The organism is Aeromonas sp. R1-1, assembly GCF_040908495.1.
GTDB lineage: Bacteria > Pseudomonadota > Gammaproteobacteria > Enterobacterales > Aeromonadaceae > Aeromonas > Aeromonas veronii.
Map to the genome: position 1 here is coordinate 19,339 of NZ_JBFODV010000264.1, position 19,674 is coordinate 39,012.

A 19,674-nucleotide genomic window follows, 5' to 3' on the forward strand; every position below is an offset into this window, starting at 1 on the left:
ATCTGATTAACTCATCAATGACCGAGGGGCTACCCGCGCTCGTCAGCGGCAGGCCGATAGTAGTCGAGATACCAGCGGACAAACTCGGCAACCCCCTGCTTGAGGGGCGTAGCGGGGCGCAGGCCGGTGAGGGTGTGCAGCGGCTCACTGTCGGCCCAGGTGGCGTGCATGTCGCCTGCCTGCATCGGCAGCATCCGCTTGATGGCGGGCTTGCCGATGGAATCCTCCAGCGCCTCGATAAAATCGAGCAGCCGCACCGGCTGGCCGTTGCCGATATTGAGGATGCGGTAGGGAGCTGCGCTCTCGGCCGCGCTCTGCTCGCTGGCGTGCCAATCGGAATTGGGGCGGGGCGGCTGGTCGGCCACGGCGAGGATCCCCGCGACTATATCGTCTATGTAGGTGAAGTCGCGGCTGAGATCGCCGTGGTTGTATACGTCGATGGGCTCACCCGCGAGGATGGCGCGGGTGAACTTGATGATGGCCATGTCGGGGCGGCCCCAGGGGCCGTAGACGGTAAAGAAGCGCAACCCTGTGGTGGGCAGGCCATAGAGCGCCGAGTAGGCGTGGGCCATCAGCTCGCCACACTTCTTGGTGGCGGCGTAGAGGGAGACCGGGTGATCCACCTGCTGCGCAGTGGAGTAGGGCATCTGATCCCCCATGCCATAGACCGAGCTGGAGGAGGCGTAGATGAGGTGCTGGATCCCGTGGTGACGACACCCCTCCAGCACCGTCAGCATACCGGTGAGGTTGCTGTCGGCATAGGCGAACGGATTGTCGATGGAGTAACGCACCCCCGCCTGTGCCCCCAGATGGATCACCCGCTCGAAACCGTGGCGGGCAAAGAGAGCCGCCATCGCTTCGCGATCTGCCAGATCCAGCCTCTCGAAGTGAAAATGGGGGAAACTGGCCAGTTGGGCCAGCCGCGCCTCTTTCAGGCTCACCTCGTAGTAGTCGTTGAGGTTGTCGATCCCCACCACCCGATGGCCTGCCGCACAGAGCTGGCTGGCCACGTGAAAACCGATAAAGCCAGCGACGCCAGTGACCAGATAGATCATGGTTGAGTCTCCGGGTTGCAACTGGTGTTGGCTGGCAGCTTTTTGGCGGGTAGATGTGGCCGCCCGATGGTGTGATAGTCAAACCCGAGCTCGCTGAGCTGGCGCGGGTCATAGAGGTTGCGGCCATCGATGATGACGGGCTGGTTGAGCAGGGCCTTTAGCTGCTGGAAATCGGGGGCGCGAAATGCCTGCCACTCGGTGCAGATCAGCAGGGCATCGGCCCCTTCCAGTGCAGCTTCCTGAGTGGGGCAGAGCAGCAGATCCGGCCGTTCGCCGTAAAGCCCATGGGCGCGCCCCATCGCCTTGGGATCAAAGGCCTGCACCCGGCCACCGGCAGCCCAGATGGCGGCCAGCAGCGGGCGGCTCGGCGCATCGCGCATATCGTCGGTACCGGGTTTGAACGCCAGCCCCCACAGGGCGAAGGTGCGGCCGCGCAGATCCGGCCCGAAGCGGGTCCGCAGGGTTTGCGCCATCTTCTGTTGCTGGCGCTGGTTGACCTGCTCGACCGCCGCTAAAAGCGGGGCGTCGCAGCCGACACTCGCCGCGGTATGGCGCAACGACTTGATATCTTTGGGGAAGCAGGAGCCGCCGTAGCCGCAGCCCGGGTAGATAAAGTGGTAACCGATGCGGGGATCGGCTCCCATCCCCTGACGCACCGCCTCGATATCGGCCCCCAGCTGCTCGGCGAGGGCCGCCATCTCGTTCATAAAGGAGATCTTGGTGGCCAGCATGGCGTTGGCGGCGTATTTGGTAAGCTCGGCGCTGCGCAGATCCATCACCACGATCCGGTCGTGATTGCGGTTGAAGGGGGTGTAGAGGGCACGCAACTGCTCAAGCGCCGCCTCGCTGTCACAGCCGATGATGATGCGATCCGGCCGCATGCAGTCGTTGACAGCCGCTCCCTCCTTGAGAAACTCGGGATTGGCCGCCACCTCGCAGGCGAGGGTCAGCCCACGCACGGCCAACTGCTGCTCAATGTGTTCTCTTACTTGCTGCACCGTGCCGACCGGTACTGTGCTTTTGGTCACCACCAGCTTGGGGCTGCTCATCAGTCGGCCTATGGTGTCGGCCACCGCCAGCACATGTTGCAGATCGGCCGAGCCATCCTCGTCAGCCGGGGTACCCACGGCGATCAGCAGCAGGTCGGCGTGTGCCACGCCAATGGCGGGATCGACCGTGAAGCTCAGGCGGCCGCTGGCCAGATGGCTCTCGACCAACGGGGCCAGCCCCGGCTCATAGAAGGGGATCTGCCCCAGCCTGAGGGCGGCGATCCGTTCATCATCCACATCCACGCAGCAGACCTGATGGCCCACCTCGGCCAGAACGGCGGCCTGTACCAGCCCGACATAGCCTGTGCCAAAAATGGTGACCTTCATGAAAAGTGCCTCGTGCTGTGAATGGGGGGATGATGCGCTTAAACCGCGGCATGCTGCATCTTGGTGCAGCGAGTGTCAATGCCAGATGACAGGCACCAGAATGGGGCGTTCAGCCCGACTGTTGTGATCCTTTTCACAAAAAATAGACTGGACCCCATAACGAAGCCCTGTGGACAGGGCTCGCAGCCTGCCCGCAACGGCAGGCGACAGACACTCTCTCTTTACTTCGCTTGGATACAGGTTATGGACAACACCTCGATTCGCACTGCCCATCCTATTTATGAGGATGTGCTGGCCCTGCTGACGGCGGCCGGCTTTGTTTCCCTCGGCATCTTTCTGTTTCATCAGGTTGGCCTGTTCACTGGCGGCACCGCCGGGCTGGCGCTGCTGCTGCAAAAGGTGACTGGCATCAGCTTCGGCCTGCTGTTTTTCGGCATAAACCTGCCCTTCTATGCGCTGGCATGGCTGCGGATGGGGCCACGTTTTACCTTCAACACCTTCGTCTCGGTGGCGGCGGTCTCCTACATGACCGATCACCTCAACGGGGTGTTGCAGATCGGCAAGATAGAGCCCCTCTATGCGGCGCTGATCGGCGGTACCCTGATCGGCATGGGGCTGCTCATCATGTTTCGCCACAAGTCGAGTCTGGGGGGCTTCAACATTCTGGCGCTCTTTATTCAGGATCGCTTTGGCATCCGGGCGGGTAAGCTGCAGATGGGGCTCGATTGCGCCATTGTTGTTGCCTCGTTTTTCGTGGTGCAACCCTGGATCCTGGCGCTCTCCATCGTGGCGGCAGTTATCTGTAATCTGGTGTTGACACTCAACCACAAGCCGGGCCGCTACCAGATTGCCTGACAAGCGGCAGCCGTGGCTCGATAAGACAAGCGTGACCCGATAGCACGAGGCGGCCTGATGGCCGCCTCGTCTGTTTCTACCCTGGCGTTTGTTCGCTGCGCCTAGCTCGCCTGCTCCAGCCTGCTGTCGCCGCTCATGGCGTTGCCACTGATGGCGTGACTACCGACGGCGAGCGGGGTGTGACAGGCCACCTGATGATGGGACTCATCACACGCCTCAAGCCTTGGCGCCTTGCTTTTGCACAGCTCGGTCGCATGGGGGCAGCGCTGGTGGAAGTGGCAGCCGCTAGGCGGCGAGATGGGGGAGGGCACATCGCCGGTCAGCAGAATGCGCTGGCTGCGCCTGCGTGGATCCGGCACCGGAATGGCGGAGATTAGCGCCTGGGTATAGGGGTGGCGTGGCGCCAGATAGAGCGACTGGGCATCCGCCAGTTCGACGATCCGTCCCAGATACATCACCGCGATGCGATCCGAGATGTGTTTGACCACCGACAGATCGTGGGCGATGAAGATGATGGAGAGGTTCATCTCCCGCTGCAGGCTGAGCAGCAGGTTGACGATCTGCGACTGCACCGAGACATCGAGGGCCGAGACCGCCTCGTCGCACACCAGCAGTTTGGGCTTGAGGGCGATGGCGCGGGCGATGCCGATCCGCTGGCGCTGACCGCCGGAAAACTCGTGGGGGTAGCGATCCACCGCGCTGCCCGGCAGGCCCACTTTTGCCAGCAACTCCTGCACCCAGCCGCGACGCTGCTCAGTGTTGCCTTTACCGTGGATGATAAAGGGCTCCTCCAAAATCTGGCCCACGGTGTGGCGGCAGTTGAGGGATTCTGCAGGATCCTGAAACACCATCTGCATCTCCTGACGCAAGGAGCGCATCTCCTTCGGGCTGAGGGCGGTGATATCGCGCCCCTCGAAGGTGATGGTGCCCGCGGTCGGCTCGAACAGTTTGAGCAGGCTGCGCCCGAGGGTGGACTTGCCGCAGCCCGACTCACCCACCAGCCCCAGCGTCTCCCCCTGTTTCAGATCGAAGCTGATGCCATCCACCGCGTGAACCGTATATTGCTTGCGCAGGAACCCGCCTCCCAGCCGGAAATGCTGTTTTAGATCCCTGACCGATAACAGAGTGCTCATACGGTCAACTCCTTCCAGTAGTGACAGGCGACATGGTGGCGCGGATTGAGTTGCTCCACCGCCGGAATGGCGCTGATGCAGAGATCGGTCGCGTGGGGGCAACGGTTAGAGAAACGGCAGCCAGCGGGCATTTCGTGCAGGGCTGGCACCTGTCCCTTGATGGTCTTGAGCAGGCTCTTGGGCTCATCCTCGAGGCGCGGGATTGAGCTCATCAAGCCGTGGGTATAGGGATGACGGGGATGGTCAAACAGTTCGAACACATCGGCCTGCTCTACCGCCCGCCCGGCATACATCACCACCACCTCGTCGCACAGCTCTGCAACCACCCCCAGATCGTGGGTGATAAAGATGATGGCCATCCCGGTCTGGGCCTGCAGCTCTTTCATCAGTTCGAGTATCTGGGCCTGAATGGTGACATCCAGCGCCGTGGTCGGCTCATCGCAGATAAGCAAGGAAGGCTCGCAGGAGAGCGCCATGGCGATCATCACCCGCTGGCGCATACCGCCGGAGAGGTTGTGGGGATAGACCGCAAAGCGCTGGGCCGGTTCCGGGATCCCCACCTTCTGCAGCATGGCAATGGCCGCGGCTTTGCGCTGGGCCTTGTCATACTCGGGGCGATGGAGGCGAAACACCTCCATCAGCTGCTCACCGACCGTCTGCACCGGGTTGAGGGCCGTCATCGGCTCCTGAAAGATCATCGAGATGCGGTTGCCGCGCACCTTGTACATCTGATCCGGCGCAAGCGACAGCAGCTCCTCTCCCTGAAAGCGGATGGAACCGGCGACTACCTGACCGTGGGGCTTGGGCAGCAGCCCCATGATGGCGAGTGAAGTGACACTCTTGCCACAGCCGGACTCGCCGACGATCCCCAGCGTCTGACCCGGGGCCACCTTGAAGCTGACCCCGTCGAGCACCTTGATCTTGCCGTCATCGACGGCGAACTCCACCTCAAGATCGCGAACTTCGAGGATTGGGGCCTGGTGCTGGCCGTGATCAACGGCGAACTCCCCCCCGTTATCCGGTACGTCAAGAATGGGGGCCTGGGTGTTGGGCATAACTGCTGCTCCCTTCGCAATGGCCTGAATATCAATGACGTGCATAGGTCTTGTCGAGCAGGTTGATGGGCGCCAGCGCCTCCCCTGCCTCCTTGGCGTTGCGGGTCTCTTCCTTCACCTTGGGATCGAGCCAGAGCAGACCGCCACTACTGTGAGGATAACCGTCCATCGGCCAGTAGAGCAGATCCGGCGTGTTCTTGGTGGCAGGCACCTCCGGCAGCATCACATAACGCCAGCTGCTGGCCCGCACATAGTTGAGCTGCACCCCGGGCACGAAGATGGCGAGATCATAGATGCGCTGCTGGATCTGCTGGGAGAACTTGGCCCGTTTGGCCATGTCGAATTCGACGTTGTAGGCGTCGATCAGCGCGTCCAGTTTCTTGTCAGCCACGTTGAACAGGTTGTTGGTCTGCGGTTTGTTGGCGTTGGCGGAGTGGAAAAACTCCCAATATTGCGGATAGAGACCGCCGCCGCCCCAACCGAGCCAGGCTGCCTCGTGTTTCTTCTCCAGCATCACCTTGAAGCCGGTGGCGCCATCCACCAGATTGAGCTCCAGATCGAGACCCGCTTTCTTGGCCTCTTCTTTCAGCACGGTCAGTCGCTTGGAGTGCTCCTGACTGGTGTAGGTGAGTGCCAGCGTCAGCCGCTCACCCTTCTCATTTTGCAGGATGCCGTCCGGCCCCGGCTTGTTGTAGCCACCCTTGGCAAAGTACTCCCGTGCCTTGCCGATGTCATAAGCCCGCTCCGGCAGCGTGATGTCAGTGAACTCGCCAAAGCCCGAGTCAAAGGTGGTGGCTCTGTCATAGTCGCCGCGCAGCACGGTCTCGATCATCTTGTCGATGTTGAAGGCGTGCTGGATGCCGAGGCGCACGTTTACGTCCGCCAGCTTGGGGTTGGCCACATTGAGGTGAACCCCCTGACCGCCCTGTTTGGTATCGGTCATGGCCATTACCTTCTGCACGTAGCCTTTTTTGTACTCCGGGGTGACCGCTTTTTCATGCCACCAGTTGGGCAGGATCATCTCGAAGGTATCGATCTCCCCTTTCAGGAAGTGGCGGAAGGCGATGTTGTGGTCGCGGATCACCTGCACCTTGATGGTGTCGATGTTGAATCTGTGCTGGTTGTAGCGATCGTCTTTTGCCCACCAATCCTTCTGCTTGCTGAAGGTGACCGACTTGCCCTTCTTGACGTCGCTGATCACATAGGGGCCTGTGGTGGGCACCACGGCCCAGTTGTACTGCTTCACCCAGTTGGGGGTCAGCTTGTAGTAGTGCTTGGGCTGGGGCCACAGCTCGGTGGTGTTGAGCAGGTCCATCTTGGCCTTGCGGTTGCCCGCTTTGACCATAATGGTGTGATCATCGATCTTCTCTACCGCGACTACTTCAGTGGTGTAGTAGTTGTTGAACCAGGGCCCCTTGATGTGTTTGGAGCGCATCATCTCGTAGCCGAAGGTGTAGTCGTCAGCATTGACCGGCTTGCCATCCGACCATTTGGCTCGCGGATCCAGCTTGAAGTAGACGGTCTGGCTGTCTGGCGCGATGGCCCAGTGGGTCGCCAGCGAGGGGATGGGGTTGCCGGTATTGGGGTGGAAGCTGATGAGTCGCAACTGGTTATCGAGAATAAAGGAGCGGAACGATCCGTTGGAGTCAGGCCCCACGGTGCGGAACGTTAGCGGAAAGCTCTCCACAAACATATTGAGGCTGCCACCCGGCAGCGCCTTGGGGGAGGCGAACACAGGATCCGTGTCGTTGGTCTCCCATTTGAGATCCGCGGGCAGGCTGGCCGCCCAGACCCAGGATCCGTTTACCAGCACAAAGAGAGCACCTATCCATTTGATTTTATTTTTCATGTTTGACTTCCAGGTCTGGCCCCTGCACTGGGGGTCTTGATTGATAACGGGATTATCCCTTGCTCCCGGGACCGCCGATGGCGGCGGCCCGTCCTTTATTAATCACTGTTCGTTACCCGGCACCTGCCGATGCGCTGGCATCGGCTGGCTTATTGGTAACGGGTAAATTTGCGCGGATCGAACGCCTCGCGGATCGCCTCACCGATAAAGGAGACCATGATCAGCACCAGACTCACCGCGGCCACCACCGAGCTGACGATCCAGATGGCATCCAGATTGTTGATGCCCTGGGAGAGCAGCTCTCCCCAGCTCGGGGTCGGCGGTGCCAGCCCGAAGCCCAGATAGTCGAGGGCCGTCAGGGTCGAGATATTGCCCACCACGGCGAATGGCGCCAGGGTAACGATCATCATCAGGGTGTTGGGCAGGATGTGGTTGAAGATGATCCGCCCGGTGGTTGCCCCTTGCGCTCGCGCCGCCATCACATAGTCTCGCGCCCGCTCCTTGTAGGTGAGGGTGCGCATATACCAGGTGATCCCCATCCAGCCGAACAGCACGTTGATGGCGACAAACAGGCCGAAGTTGGGCTTGGCCAGCGACACCAGGATCATGATGACGTAGAGAAACGGCACCTGGGACCAGATCTCGATAAAGCGTTGCAGGATGAGGTCGAAGCGGCCGCCGAGAAAGCCCATCAGACAGCCGATGGTGACTCCGATGGCGTAACTGGCCGCCAGCGCGATAAAGGCAAAGCCGATGGCAATGCGAAAGCCGTAAACCAGCCGCGCCAGCACGTCGCGGCCGCTGGTGTCGGTGCCGAGGAAGTGGCGCTCGGCCGCGCTGGGGGCGTAAGGCGGGTAGGCATCCTCCTTGAAATCCTGCTCGTAGGGGTTCCAGGGCACCGGCGGCAGCAGTACCCAGTCGCCCTGGCCCTCTGCGGCAAATTTGGCCTTGAGCTGGCGGTAGTTGGTTTCGTACTCGTAATCGAGCCCGAACTGCTGACCGGGGATCACATCGCCATAGGTGGGGAAGTGCAGCTGGCCCTGATAGCTCACCATCAGTGCCCGGCTGTTGACCAGCAGCTCCGCCAGCAGGGAGAGCAGCACCAGGGTGGTGAAGATGATGAAGGAGTAGTAACCGCGCTTGATCGACTTGAAGCGCTTGAGTTTTTTCAAGGTAACCGGATTGAGCTTCATGGTCAGTCTCCAAACCGCACGCAGGGATCAACGAGGGTAACGCAGATATCGGAGACGATATGGCGTGATATCAGCATCGGCATGGCAATAGAGGTCTGGTTCATGGTTAATCTCCAAACCGCACGCGGGGATCAACGAGGGCAACACAGATATCGGAGACGATATTGCCAATCAGCATCAGCATGGAGGTGATGGCCAGAATGCCCATGACGGTGGGGTAGTCCCGCTCGACGATTGCCTCGTAACCGAGCAGACCGATGCCGTCGATGTTGAAGATGGTCTCGATGAGGAAGGAGCCGCCAAAGAAAACGGTGAGCACAGACCCCAGGTGGCTGGCGATGGGGATCAGGCTGTTGCGCATGGCGTGGTCGGTGACCGCCTTGCGAAACGGTAACCCCTTGGCCACTGCGGTACGCACATAATCGGCCGACAGGTTCTCCATCAGGCTGTTTTTCATGGTCATGGTGAGGATGGCGAAATCGCCGATGGCGTAGGCGATAAGCGGCAGCAGGGCGTGGGCAAAGACAGTGCGGATCTGATCCCAGCTGCTCTCCATGTACTCAAAGTCGTCCCCCGGAAAACCGCCCATTGGCAGCCACTCCAGATGGAAGGCGAAGACGGTGATGAGGAAGATCCCCACCACGTAGGCGGGCAGGGCATAGGCCATGTAGATAAGCATGGAGCTTAACGAGTCGAAGCGGCTGTTGTGCCTGAGCGCCTTCGCCACCCCGAGCGGAATGGAGACCGCATAGCTCAGCAGAAAGGTTGCCAGTCCGAAGAAGGCGGTAACGGGGAGCCGCTCCTTGATGAGATCCCACACCGGCTCGTAGTAGCGGGTCGATTCGCCCAGATCCAGCACCGCCAGCTTCTGCAGCCACTCCCAGTAGGCGACCAGCATGGGCTTGTCGAGCCCATAGAAGGCCTTGAGCTCCTCGATCTGTTCATCGGAGAGGGCCTGCGCCCCCTTGCTGCCACTGGAGCGGCCGGATTCATTCTGGGAAACCTGGGCTTGCAGCAGCATGCGTTCGACCGGACCGCCCGGCACGAAACGGGTGATGGTGAAGACGAGCAGGGTGATACCGAGAAACGTCGGAATGATCAAAAGCATCCGGCGTAGGAAATACGACAGCATGGTGGAACCTCGTCCTTGTTGTTCTTTTTTGCGGCCAGTCAAATCCGGTGACGGGCCTGTCCTTCCTGGCATTACGCGCTGGATTGGTTGCCAAACAGCAGACAATCCGCTTGGCCACTGTAAAAGCTCTGCAACAAAAATCAAGTACAAGGAAATGGAAAACTGGGACAAATGACCCGCTGAGACCAAAAGCACCGAAAAATGACGTTTTTTATCTGAAAAGTGAAAATCAAAACAAAACGCTACTGCTCAACATTATTTTAAAAAATATAAATAGCTGTTTATTTGAGTGTTTATCGGTATTAAATTGTTGATTTATAATGTTTTTGTTTGAGATGTGAAATTAAAGGAAAACGATACCATCTCGACGATCTTATCTGTTATCCCCATTAGAACCGTCAGATGAAACCCTCATGAAGTTAGTGTTTTATGCTTATTAAGACCGATAAATCAAAATAAAATATAAACGGACAGCACGTTAACTAATAAGTTCATCAAATTTTAATTCAGCGCCATTTATGCCATTTAACAATGTTTTCACATTGTGTTGGTTGTTTTTGGCAGAATTATTCACTAATTATGCCGGTCAAAATTAATACACTCCGCTTATTCTACGCCTGACCTCGCCACACCCCTGCTCCATTGACGTCGCTAGTCAAAGATTGATAAGCCTTACACATCGCTCCAAAGAGGGCGGTATCAGGAAGCAAACAATAAACAACCAGGAAGGATATAAGCGATGCTTAGGAAGAGCAGAATCTCTGCTGCGATTGCGTTCGCCTTGGCGAGCCTTGCGGCGGCCCCATCCGTATCTGCCGAAGAAGGGCAGAACGTCGAAAAACTGCAGAAAATCAAAGTCACTGGCTCCCGTATATCTACAACTCAGGTGGAAGGCCCATCACCTGTTACCATGATTAGTGCAAAAGATATTGAAGCTCGCGGGTTTAATAGTGCAGCAGATATTCTTGGCTCTTTGTCGCAAAACAGCGGTGTGATGAATCAGACAAATTCTTTCTCATTCACGCCTGCTGCTCAGTCAGTCAACTTGCGCGGCTTAGGCGCTGGTAAGACCTTGGTGCTTGTTGATGGTCGACGTCTTCCTCAATACCCGCTTGCACAAGACGGGTCCAGTAACTTCACCGATATTGGTCAAATTCCTGTTGCTGCCATCGAGCGTGTCGAGATCCTCACTGATGCAGGCTCTGCCATTTACGGCTCTGATGCCATCGGAGGGGTAGTTAACTTCATTCTGAAAAAAGATTTCGATGGGGTCGCTGTCAAAGCAAAATATGGTGATACGACCGAAGGTGGTTATCAGCATGGTCGCGTTGACATTGTTGCGGGCTCCCAATGGGAGCGGGCCAGAACCATGGTTGTGGGTCAGTTTTCTGGCAATGAAATATTGAAGAACAAAGATCGTGACTGGGCCGGTTTGGATAAATCAGATCGTTCAGCTTTTGGTAACTTCTCTAGTTACGGAGCCAACTTCCAGAAGTCTAATGGCGCATTGGTTGCAACAGTTGCAGATTGCACCAGTCTTATTGGTGAAAATGCAGTCAAGCTGGCAAATGGCAAATGTGGTTATAACCGAGCTGGTGATCGAACCCTCAAACCAGAAGACAAGCAGTACGATCTGATGGGGCGTGGTGAGTACGATATCACTGATAATGTCACAGCAATGGCAGAGCTTCGCTGGGGAACCAAGGAGACTAACTCACAATTTGAACCCAATCCCCTAGAGGTTAAGGTTTCCGCAACGGATCCTGGTAATCCATATGGTCAAGAGGGCTCCTATGTACGCCGTCTTGTCGAGTTCGGACCGCGCCAAAGTAATACCACCTCTGATGCAGCGGCTTTCACGACAGGTTTGACTGGTACATTGGCTGATAAATATGAGTGGGAAGCCTATGCAGGCTACGCTACCCAAGATGTGTCCACAGACAATCCTGCTGTACTTGGGACACTCGAAGATGCTGTTCGCCAGGGGGATGTAGACCTATTCCAGCGAATCGATCCTGCTACCGTCGCCAAATATTCAGGAAACTCCAATAAGGATGCCTCCACCAAGTTGTGGAGTTTCAATAGTGCTCTGAGCGGTGATTTGGTTGAACTCCCTGCTGGCACCTCGGGTTTCGCTCTTGCTGCCGAGTGGACTAACACGGACTATAGCGAGACAACCGATGACATAACCAAAGCCGGTGGTTTTTCTGGTTTGGGAGGTACTGAAGGCGGTGGTAAACGCGATCAAGTCGGTCTTGGTGGGGAACTTCTCATTCCGATGATCACTGACGTCGAGATGACATTGGCTGGCCGCTACGATCGCTATTTTGATGACTCTGAAACCGGCGGTGCGTTCACTCCCAAGGTTGCCATTACCTATCGCCCTATTGATACGCTGTTATTGCGTGGTAGCTGGGGGCAAGGTTTCAAGGCTCCTGATATGAAGCGACTATTTGGTGGTTCAACTCAGGCGTTTGGTTCTAGTTCTGACTTGCAATACTGCTTGGCTCAGGGAGGGTCTGGCTTGGGTGACAAGTCTACTCCTGCGATCGCAGAAGCGTGTGGGACTCAGTACTACGATGTTGTTACCGGCCCCAATAAGGCTCTAAAGGAAGAGCGTAGTAACAACTACAACTTGGGCTTGGCTTGGGAACCGATCGAGCGTCTGGGTTTCACAGTTGATTACTATTACATCGATCTCGAGGATATTGTTGATGACCCTGATCGTCAGAAAGTCATTAATAACCCATCTCAGTATCCAGGCTCAGTGGTGGAACGCGATGCTAACGGTAAGTTGGTAAAAGTAAGCTATGGTCCGGTCAACATGGCATCCGAGAAGATTTCAGGTCTCGACTTCAAAGTAAAATACAGTTACGAGACTGATTCTTTCGGTATCTTCCGTACTTCAATAGCTCTCACTCGTGAGCTTAAACGCGAGCGCATCGTGCAGGCGGGAGAATCGGCCGTTGATGACCTGCCTTTCACTCCGAAATATAAAGGAAACTGGGAGCTTGGCTGGGGTTATGGTGACCTGACAACAACCTTGTTTGCTAACTATCGTGACCGGATGTGCTCATCTTACGCTAACAATTACTACTTCACTGATTGCGAAGATGCTAAAGCTCAAGGATTTGAACCTGAAATCGCTAGCTTCACGACATGGAATCTCACCATGGGGTATCAGATTAACGAAGCTGCCAGCGTGACACTGGGTGCGGTCAACCTGTTTGACAAGACTCCTCCGGCTGACCGCATCAGCGATACCGCCCCCTACTTTGCCAACGATTATGACAATCCGATTGGTCGGACTGTCTTTGTGGAAGGCAATTACAAGTTCTAATCAACCCTGTTGATATACAACCTCAGCCGGCCCGGTCGGGCCGGCTGTGCCCAACGTCCAAGGAAGTTACGGAGATAGGGTAATCCTATGAAGACAAGGACCATTACAATGAAGAAAGCGCTCCTTGGCAGCCTGGTTTCGGCCGCCTTGTTGACCAGCTTCAATCTGAGTGCCGCCACTGCCGGTCAGGCCGTGGACGCTCAAGCCGCCACCGACAACGCATCCAAAGTTTCCCAGCAGAAGATCGACAGCTATGCCGAATCTGCCGAATCCGCACTGGCCCAGTACAAGGCAGCCCTGCGTCAGGTCGACAGTCTGCGCACCTACAACGAGCAGGTGAGCAAGATGGTCGAGTCCCAGAGTGCCGAGCTGGCGTCGATGCAAAAGCAGCTCGCCCAGATTGATCAGACCAGCACCGAAGTTGTCCCCCTGATGCTCAAGATGATCGACTCCCTCGAGCAGTTTGTGGCGCTGGATCTGCCGTTCCAGAAGGTCGAGCGCGAGGACCGCGTAGCAGCCCTGACCGACCTGATGAACCGTGCCGATGTCACCATCTCCGAGAAGTACCGCAAGATCCTGGAGGCCTACCAGATCGAGGAGGGCTTCAGCCGCACCATCGAATCCTACAAGGCGAGCCTGGACAAGGATGGTAGCGAGAAGACCTACGAGTTCCTGCGGGTTGGCCGCATCGCGCTGCTTTATCAATCCCCGGATGGCAATGAGACCGGGATGTGGAACAAGAAGACTCGCCAGTGGGAAGAGTTGCCCCAGGAGTATCGCAGTGCGGTTGAACAGGGCCTTCGCATCGCCAAGAAGCAGGCGCCTCCCGCTCTGATCAAGCTGCCGGTTCAAACTGCGGAGAAAGCATCATGAAAGGAATCAAACTTGCGATTGCCTCCCTGATTGCGGGAGCAACCCTGGTCACCCTGCCGGTGACCGCCGCCGAAAAACCGGTGGATCTCAATGCGCTGCTGAATCAGGTCAAGGCCTCCAGCCTGAGCGAATCCCAACTCAACAAGGAGCGGGAAGCCCGCTTCCTGGCTGACAAGAACGAGCAGGGGGCGCTGCTGGCCAAGGCCAAGGCCGAGCTGGCTGCCGAAACCGCCAAGGGCGAGCAGCTCAAGGCGACCTTCGATGCCAATGACAAGCAGCTGACCGAGCTGACTGAAACCCTGCGCCAGCGTTCCGGCAACATGGGTGAGATGTTCGGCGTACTGCGTCAGTTCGCCGGTGAGTTCAAGGGGATCTTCAACGCCTCCGCCCGTCGGGTCGAGCATCCGGAACAGACCGCGCTGCTGACCCGTCTGGCCGAGAGTAAAGAGCTCCCCTCCAGCGACGATCTGGAAGCGTTCTGGACCACCACCCTCAGCCGCATGGTGGACGGTGGCAAGGTGAGCCAGATCCCGGCGACTGTGGTCTACGGCGAAGGCAACCAGGCCGAGAAGACGGTCACCCAGATCGGTGAGTTCAACACTGTCTCCGAAGGCAAGTACCTCACCTTCGTGCCGGAGACCGGCAAGTTCGAGCAGCTTTCCCGTCAACCTGACAAGGGGGTGCTGGAACCGATCGCCGAGTTTGAACAGGGCGGTGACGGGGTCAAGCCCATCTTTATCGACCCGTCTCGCGGCGTGATCCTCTCTCTGCTGGTGCAGTCACCGACTCTCAAGGAGCGGATCGATCAGGGTGGTGAAGTGGGTTACGTCATCATGGTGCTCGGCGTGCTCGGTACCCTGCTGGCCATCTTCTGCGGTATCCGCCTGTCGCTGATCGGCTCGTCCATGCGCAAGCAGCTGAAATCTGATCAGATCATCAAGGGCAACCCCATTGGTGACATGCTGGGGGCCTACCAGAGCCATCGCGGTGACAACATCGAGGATCTGGAGTCCAAGCTCGACGAGATCATCCTGCGCAACGTGCCCAAGTTCGAGAAGGGCATCAGCATCATCAAGCTGATCGCTTCCGTCGCGCCGCTGCTGGGGCTGCTCGGTACCGTAGTGGGGATGATTGCCACCTTCCAGGCCATCACATTGTTCGGCACCGGCGATCCCAAGCTGATGGCGGGCGGTATCTCCGAGGCGCTGGTGACCACCATGCAGGGTCTGGTCGTCGCGGTGCCCATGCTGTTCCTCTACACCATTGTGCAGACCCAGAGCCGTCGTCTGATCCAGGTGCTGGAAGAGCAGAGCGCCGGTTTCGTTGCCCGTTATCAGGAACGTCTGCACGCCTCCAAAGCCGCAGCGTAAGGAGTCACCCATGTGGTTCTGGTTGATTGAAGAAGTCGAGTCGGTCCGCCGGTTTTTGGGATTGGGGGGCGATGTACTGGTCGCCCTGTTCTTCCTGACCCTGATGATGTGGGCCCTGTTGCTGGAGCGCTGGTTCTACTTTATGGCGGTTTACCCCAAGCAGGTGAAGCAGACCAAGGCCACCTGGCTGGCCCGTACCGATCATCTCTCCTGGTCTGCCAAGCAGATCCGCCGCGAGCTGGTCTCACGGGTCGCCATGGCGGTAGACAAGGGGATGCCGGTCATCAAGGTGCTGATCGCTCTTTGCCCGTTGATGGGGTTGCTCGGGACCGTGGTGGGGATGGTGCAGGTGTTTGACACCCTGGCCATCACAGGCACCGGTTCGCCGCGGGCGATGGCATCGGGGATCTCCAAGGCAACGGTACCGACCATGGCGGGCATGATCGCCGCCCTTTCCGGCCTGTTTTTTGTCAACCAGCTCGATCACAAGGCCAAACTGGCGGTGCAAAAGCTGGAAGACAACCTGAAACACGGTTGATGCAGGATGCATACCCCCGGCGAGGCATGGCCTGCCGGGGGCACAGAACAAGCAAGGAGTTTCTGCTATGAGAAAACGTTACAGCGACAGCGGTGCTGACGAGGCGGCTATCGATTTGACCCCCATGCTGGACATAGTGTTCATCATGCTGATCTTCTTCATCGTCACCACCTCCTTCGTCAAGGAGTCCGGTGTCGAGATCAACCGTCCCAGTGCCAGCACGGCCGAGACGGTGAAGAAGGGCAATATCATGGTCGCGGTACGCGAAAACGGTCAGGTCTGGGTCGACAAGCGGGTGGTCGAGGTGGGGGCGGTGCGCGCCAACATCGAGCGGCTGCGGGCCGAAAACCCGGAGAGCGCCGTGGTGATCCAGGCCGATAACGAATCCCGTTCCGGTCTGGTGGTGCAGGTCATGGATCAGATCCGCATGGCCGGTGTCCAGAACATCTCCATCGCGGCAGACAAGAGCAGCTGATGCCGGAGAGAGACCTATGAGATACCTGATATCGTTGGCGGTCTCCTGTGTGGTGGTGTTCTTTCTGTTTCTGGGAATGAACAAGCTGATCACACCGGATCACCGGGAGCTGGTGGAGAAGGATGATGTCACCATGACCGATTTCATCCGCCTCAAGCCCCAGGAGACCCTGCAAGAGAAACAGCGGGAGCTGCCCAAACCGCCGCCGCCCAAGCGTCCGCCACCGCCTCCCGAGATGGAAGTGGCCAGCACGGATCGGCCGAAGATGGAGAGCGCGCCGATGGACATGCCCAAGCTCGACATCCCGGTCAACATCGGTGGTGGCAACGCGCTGGGTGCTTACAGCACCGGCGGCGGTGGTGGCGGCGTCGGTGGCAACAACGGCGCCATTCCGCTGGCCACCTTCGAGCCCATGATGCCCCGCAAGGCTGCACTGGCGGGGCTGGCCTCCGGCAAGGTGCTGGTGGAGTTCACCGTCACCGAGCGCGGTACCGTCAGCAACGTGCGGATCGTCAAGGAAGAGCCGCGCAGTTATGACCTCGGCAAAGAGGCGCGCAAAACCATCGCCAAGTGGACGTTCAAACCGGCCATGGTGGATGGCAAGCCGCAGGCGAGCCGTATGCAGCAAGAGATCGAGTTTGCGGTCAACTAAGGAAGGTGGCGATGAACAAGTTACACAAGATGATCCTCGCCCCGGTCGCCATGGCGGTGCTGCTCAGCACCGCCAGTTGGGCCGCCGAGCAGCCGGCCCTGTCGGATCGGGCCTATCGGGCGGTCAACAAGGCGCAGGAGCTGATCACCGAGAAGAAATACGGTGAGGCCAATGCCAAGCTGCAAGACGCGCTCTCCGGCGCGGGCGAGCGGGTCTACGACAAGGGGGTCATATTGCAGACTCTCGGTTTCGTGGCCGCCCAGCAGGAGAAATACGGTCAGGCGACCAAGTACTTTGCCGATGCCATCGCGACAGGCGGCCTGCCGCCACCGGTGGCCCAGCAGGTGCGCTACAACCTGGCCCAGCTCTATATGGCTGAGGGTAATTATCAGGGCTCGATCAAGACCATGAAGGAGTGGTTTGCCAACCAGGGCAAGGATGACAAGCCCAACTCCCATGCCTATATCACGCTGGCCAACGCACACGTGCAGCTCAAGCAGTACCGTGACGCGATCCCGGCAGTGGATCAGGCGATCAAGCTGTCGGCAGGTAAAGCGCCGGAGTCCTGGTATCTGCTGAAGATGGGCGCTCACTACGAGCTGAAACAGTACAAACCGGCGACCGAGGTGCTGACCTCTCTGGTCAACATGTTCCCGGAGAAGAAGAAGTACTGGACCCAGCTGTCGGCCATGCATATGCAGGCAGGCAACGATGCCAAGGCGCTGGCGGCGCTGGAGTCTGCCTATAACCTCGGCATGTTGACCGAGGCCGCCGAGCTGCAGCGCCTCGCCAACTACCTCGCCTTCACCGGTATTCCCCATCGCGCCGCCCGGGTGATGGAGAAGGGGATGAAGGACGGGGTGATTGAGCCGAGCGCCAGCAACTACAAGACCCTTGCCAACTACTGGCATCAGGCCAAGGAGCTGGATCCGGCCATCGACACCCTGGCCAAATCCTATCAGCTGGCCCCGAGCGCCGATCTGCAGCTGAAAATGGCGCGCATGATGATCCAGAGCAAACGCTATCAGGATCTGGTAGCTCTGGCGGCCAAGCCGGCTCCGGGCGCCAGCGGTGAACAGCGTGCGGATCTCAAGTTCCTGACCGGGGTCGCCTATTTTGAGCAACAAAAGCCGAAGGAGGCCCTCAACGCCTTCACCCAGGCGGCTCAGAATGGCAACGTCAGCGGTCGGGCATCCCCCTGGATCAGCTTCCTCAAAGAGCAGAGTGGTGCGGCGGGGGAGGCGGCCGTCCAGTAATTCCAATGACAACGCTTGAAGTCCCTTTTATGGTTGCCTGGTGGCTCCATTAACCGCTCTTCGGAGCGGTTTTTTTATGGTGGCTGCCGGCACCGGCGGGTGGCCGACGCACGGTTTTATCCCTCTTCATGCCAATAAAGAGCCTCCGTCGACATTGGCTTATCTCCCCGGATGCGACAAACGTTTTAGCTAGGGCTGCAACCGTGACACAAGGTGACACAGCGCTGTGGTTGATGGGGGCTTGGGTGGCTCGCTGACTGGCGGGCAGTGCCATTCATCTTTCACTCAGCTGCGACTTGCCAGTGTGGCTTTTGCCCTGTTGATAAGCGTCACATCGAAAACGGCTACTTTTAACAAGAAAAGCAACATATGGAAGTTGAAATTTTGGCCGACTCAGGAAAGAATGCGCGCTCGGTTATTGGCGTCGTGGGGCAGGTTGACCCGCCACCGGCAGACCGAGGATGAGACGGCCCCCGGCCCATTTGGTACAGGAAACCACACAGGAATTTTATGAATCCCCTTCGCACTGCCGCTTCGGCCCTTTTATGCACATTTGCGCTGGTCAGCCAGCAGGCTGCCGCCGTCGAGTACCGTCTGCCTGCGGCCAACAGCCGCCTGATCGGTGAAAATCAGGAATACGTGGTGCCTGCGGACAACCGTCCGCTGGAGCAGATCGCTGCTGACTTCCAGCTGGGTCTCACCAACATCATGGAAGCCAACCCGGGCGTTGATCCCTATCTGCCGAAAGCGGGTAGCACCCTGATCATCCCTCACCAGCTGATCCTGCCCAACGCGCCCCGCGAAGGGATCGTCATCAACGTTGCCGAGATGCGTCTCTACTACTACCCGAAAGGGAAGAACGTGGTGGAAGTGCTGCCCATCGGCATCGGTCAGCTGGGGGTAAACACCCCGGAGAACTGGATCACCAAGGTAGAGCGCAAACGCGCCAACCCGACCTGGACCCCGACCGAGAACATCCGTCGTCGCTATGCCGCCCAGGGCAAGACTCTGCCGGCAGTATGGCCAGCCGGTCCGGATAACCCCATGGGTCTGCACGCCCTCTATATCGGCAACCTCTATGCCATCCACGGCACCAACGCCACCTTCGGTATCGGTCTGCGGGTGAGCAGCGGTTGCGTCCGTCTGCGTGCCGACGACATCAAGTATCTGTTCGACAACGTGCCGGTCGGCACCCGCGTCCAGTTCGTCAACCAGCCGGTCAAGACCACGGTCGAGCCGGATGGCGGTCGCTACATGGAAGTACATGAGCCGCTGTCGCGCACCGAGGAGGAGTTCAACTCCACCGCCTCCGTGCCGCTCCCGATGACACCGGCCATCACCCGTTTCATCGCCCACGCCGAGTCTGACTCCAACGTGGTCAAGCAGGTGCTGGAACAGCGTACCGGTATGCCGACCCGTCTCAATCCCTGATTGAGCAAGTTGGCGGTGCTGCTGGCACTCGTAAAATAAAGAAAACGGCGACCATCTGGTCGCCGTTTTTTATGGGGCATTCGCCGCTTGC

At 58.3% G+C, this 19,674-nt stretch carries 16 protein-coding genes; 9 read left to right on the forward strand and 7 right to left on the reverse strand.

Annotated features, from left to right (window positions below; genetic code table 11):
* Window positions 1-29: 29 nt before the first annotated feature.
* Together AB5Y92_RS17850 and AB5Y92_RS17855 are read right to left on the reverse strand one after the other, a co-directional pair.
* The gene (locus AB5Y92_RS17850; protein WP_201988070.1) at window positions 30-1,055 is read right to left on the reverse strand and encodes an NAD-dependent epimerase; all 1,026 of its coding nucleotides are present in this window, start codon (window positions 1,053-1,055) and stop codon (window positions 30-32) included.
* Window positions 1,052-2,431 (reverse strand): UDP-glucose/GDP-mannose dehydrogenase family protein, encoded by a 1,380-nt coding sequence (locus AB5Y92_RS17855; protein ID WP_201988069.1) that lies wholly within the window; start codon window positions 2,429-2,431, stop codon window positions 1,052-1,054. The genes AB5Y92_RS17850 and AB5Y92_RS17855 overlap by 4 nt, the downstream gene beginning before the upstream one ends.
* Window positions 2,432-2,674: 243 nt before the next feature.
* Here AB5Y92_RS17855 and AB5Y92_RS17860 point away from each other — a divergent pair, with 243 nt between their 5' ends.
* A complete protein-coding gene (locus tag AB5Y92_RS17860; RefSeq protein ID WP_201988068.1) occupies window positions 2,675-3,286 on the forward strand; it encodes a YitT family protein in 612 nt (203 codons plus the stop codon).
* A gap of 101 nt (window positions 3,287-3,387) precedes the next feature.
* Here AB5Y92_RS17860 and AB5Y92_RS17865 read toward each other — a convergent pair whose 3' ends face one another.
* From AB5Y92_RS17865 to AB5Y92_RS17885, 5 genes are all read right to left on the reverse strand, one after another.
* A complete protein-coding gene (locus tag AB5Y92_RS17865) occupies window positions 3,388-4,419 on the reverse strand; it encodes an ABC transporter ATP-binding protein (protein ID WP_368227293.1) in 1,032 nt (343 codons plus the stop codon).
* The gene (locus tag AB5Y92_RS17870; RefSeq protein WP_368227294.1) at window positions 4,416-5,474 is read right to left on the reverse strand and encodes an ABC transporter ATP-binding protein; all 1,059 of its coding nucleotides are present in this window, start codon (window positions 5,472-5,474) and stop codon (window positions 4,416-4,418) included. Before AB5Y92_RS17870 ends, AB5Y92_RS17865 begins: the two co-directional genes overlap by 4 nt.
* A 31-nt stretch (window positions 5,475-5,505) precedes the next feature.
* Complete coding sequence (locus AB5Y92_RS17875) at window positions 5,506-7,323, reverse strand: extracellular solute-binding protein (RefSeq protein ID WP_368227295.1); 1,818 nt, start codon at window positions 7,321-7,323, stop codon at window positions 5,506-5,508.
* A gap of 149 nt (window positions 7,324-7,472) precedes the next feature.
* Complete coding sequence (locus AB5Y92_RS17880) at window positions 7,473-8,516, reverse strand: ABC transporter permease (RefSeq protein WP_013724081.1); 1,044 nt, start codon at window positions 8,514-8,516, stop codon at window positions 7,473-7,475.
* A gap of 106 nt (window positions 8,517-8,622) precedes the next feature.
* A complete protein-coding gene (locus tag AB5Y92_RS17885) occupies window positions 8,623-9,648 on the reverse strand; it encodes an ABC transporter permease subunit (RefSeq protein WP_031227629.1) in 1,026 nt (341 codons plus the stop codon).
* A gap of 739 nt (window positions 9,649-10,387) precedes the next feature.
* Here AB5Y92_RS17885 and AB5Y92_RS17890 point away from each other — a divergent pair.
* The 8 genes from AB5Y92_RS17890 (at window position 10,388) to AB5Y92_RS17925 (ending at window position 19,583) form a co-directional block, all read left to right on the forward strand.
* A complete protein-coding gene (locus AB5Y92_RS17890; protein WP_064338686.1) occupies window positions 10,388-12,988 on the forward strand; it encodes a TonB-dependent receptor in 2,601 nt (866 codons plus the stop codon).
* A gap of 108 nt (window positions 12,989-13,096) precedes the next feature.
* Window positions 13,097-13,861, forward strand: a complete 765-nt coding sequence (locus AB5Y92_RS17895; protein ID WP_368227296.1) for a DUF3450 domain-containing protein — start codon at window positions 13,097-13,099, stop codon at window positions 13,859-13,861.
* Window positions 13,858-15,231: a MotA/TolQ/ExbB proton channel family protein gene (locus AB5Y92_RS17900; protein ID WP_107682561.1), complete on the forward strand. Its 1,374-nt coding sequence runs from the start codon at window positions 13,858-13,860 to the stop codon at window positions 15,229-15,231. Before AB5Y92_RS17895 ends, AB5Y92_RS17900 begins: the two co-directional genes overlap by 4 nt.
* Before the next feature lie 10 nt (window positions 15,232-15,241).
* A complete protein-coding gene (locus AB5Y92_RS17905; protein WP_005338936.1) occupies window positions 15,242-15,769 on the forward strand; it encodes a MotA/TolQ/ExbB proton channel family protein in 528 nt (175 codons plus the stop codon).
* 67 nt (window positions 15,770-15,836) lie between these two features.
* Entirely contained in the window at window positions 15,837-16,244 is a 408-nt protein-coding gene (locus tag AB5Y92_RS17910) for a biopolymer transporter ExbD (protein WP_005338933.1), read from the forward strand.
* A gap of 16 nt (window positions 16,245-16,260) precedes the next feature.
* Window positions 16,261-16,896 carry an energy transducer TonB gene (locus tag AB5Y92_RS17915; protein WP_005343441.1) on the forward strand — a complete coding sequence of 212 codons (636 nt, stop codon included), beginning with the start codon at window positions 16,261-16,263 and terminating at the stop codon, window positions 16,894-16,896.
* 11 nt (window positions 16,897-16,907) lie between these two features.
* The gene (locus tag AB5Y92_RS17920; RefSeq protein ID WP_368227297.1) at window positions 16,908-18,152 is read left to right on the forward strand and encodes a tetratricopeptide repeat protein; all 1,245 of its coding nucleotides are present in this window, start codon (window positions 16,908-16,910) and stop codon (window positions 18,150-18,152) included.
* A gap of 510 nt (window positions 18,153-18,662) precedes the next feature.
* Window positions 18,663-19,583 carry a L,D-transpeptidase family protein gene (locus tag AB5Y92_RS17925; protein ID WP_005338927.1) on the forward strand — a complete coding sequence of 307 codons (921 nt, stop codon included), beginning with the start codon at window positions 18,663-18,665 and terminating at the stop codon, window positions 19,581-19,583.
* Window positions 19,584-19,674 lie beyond the last annotated feature (91 nt).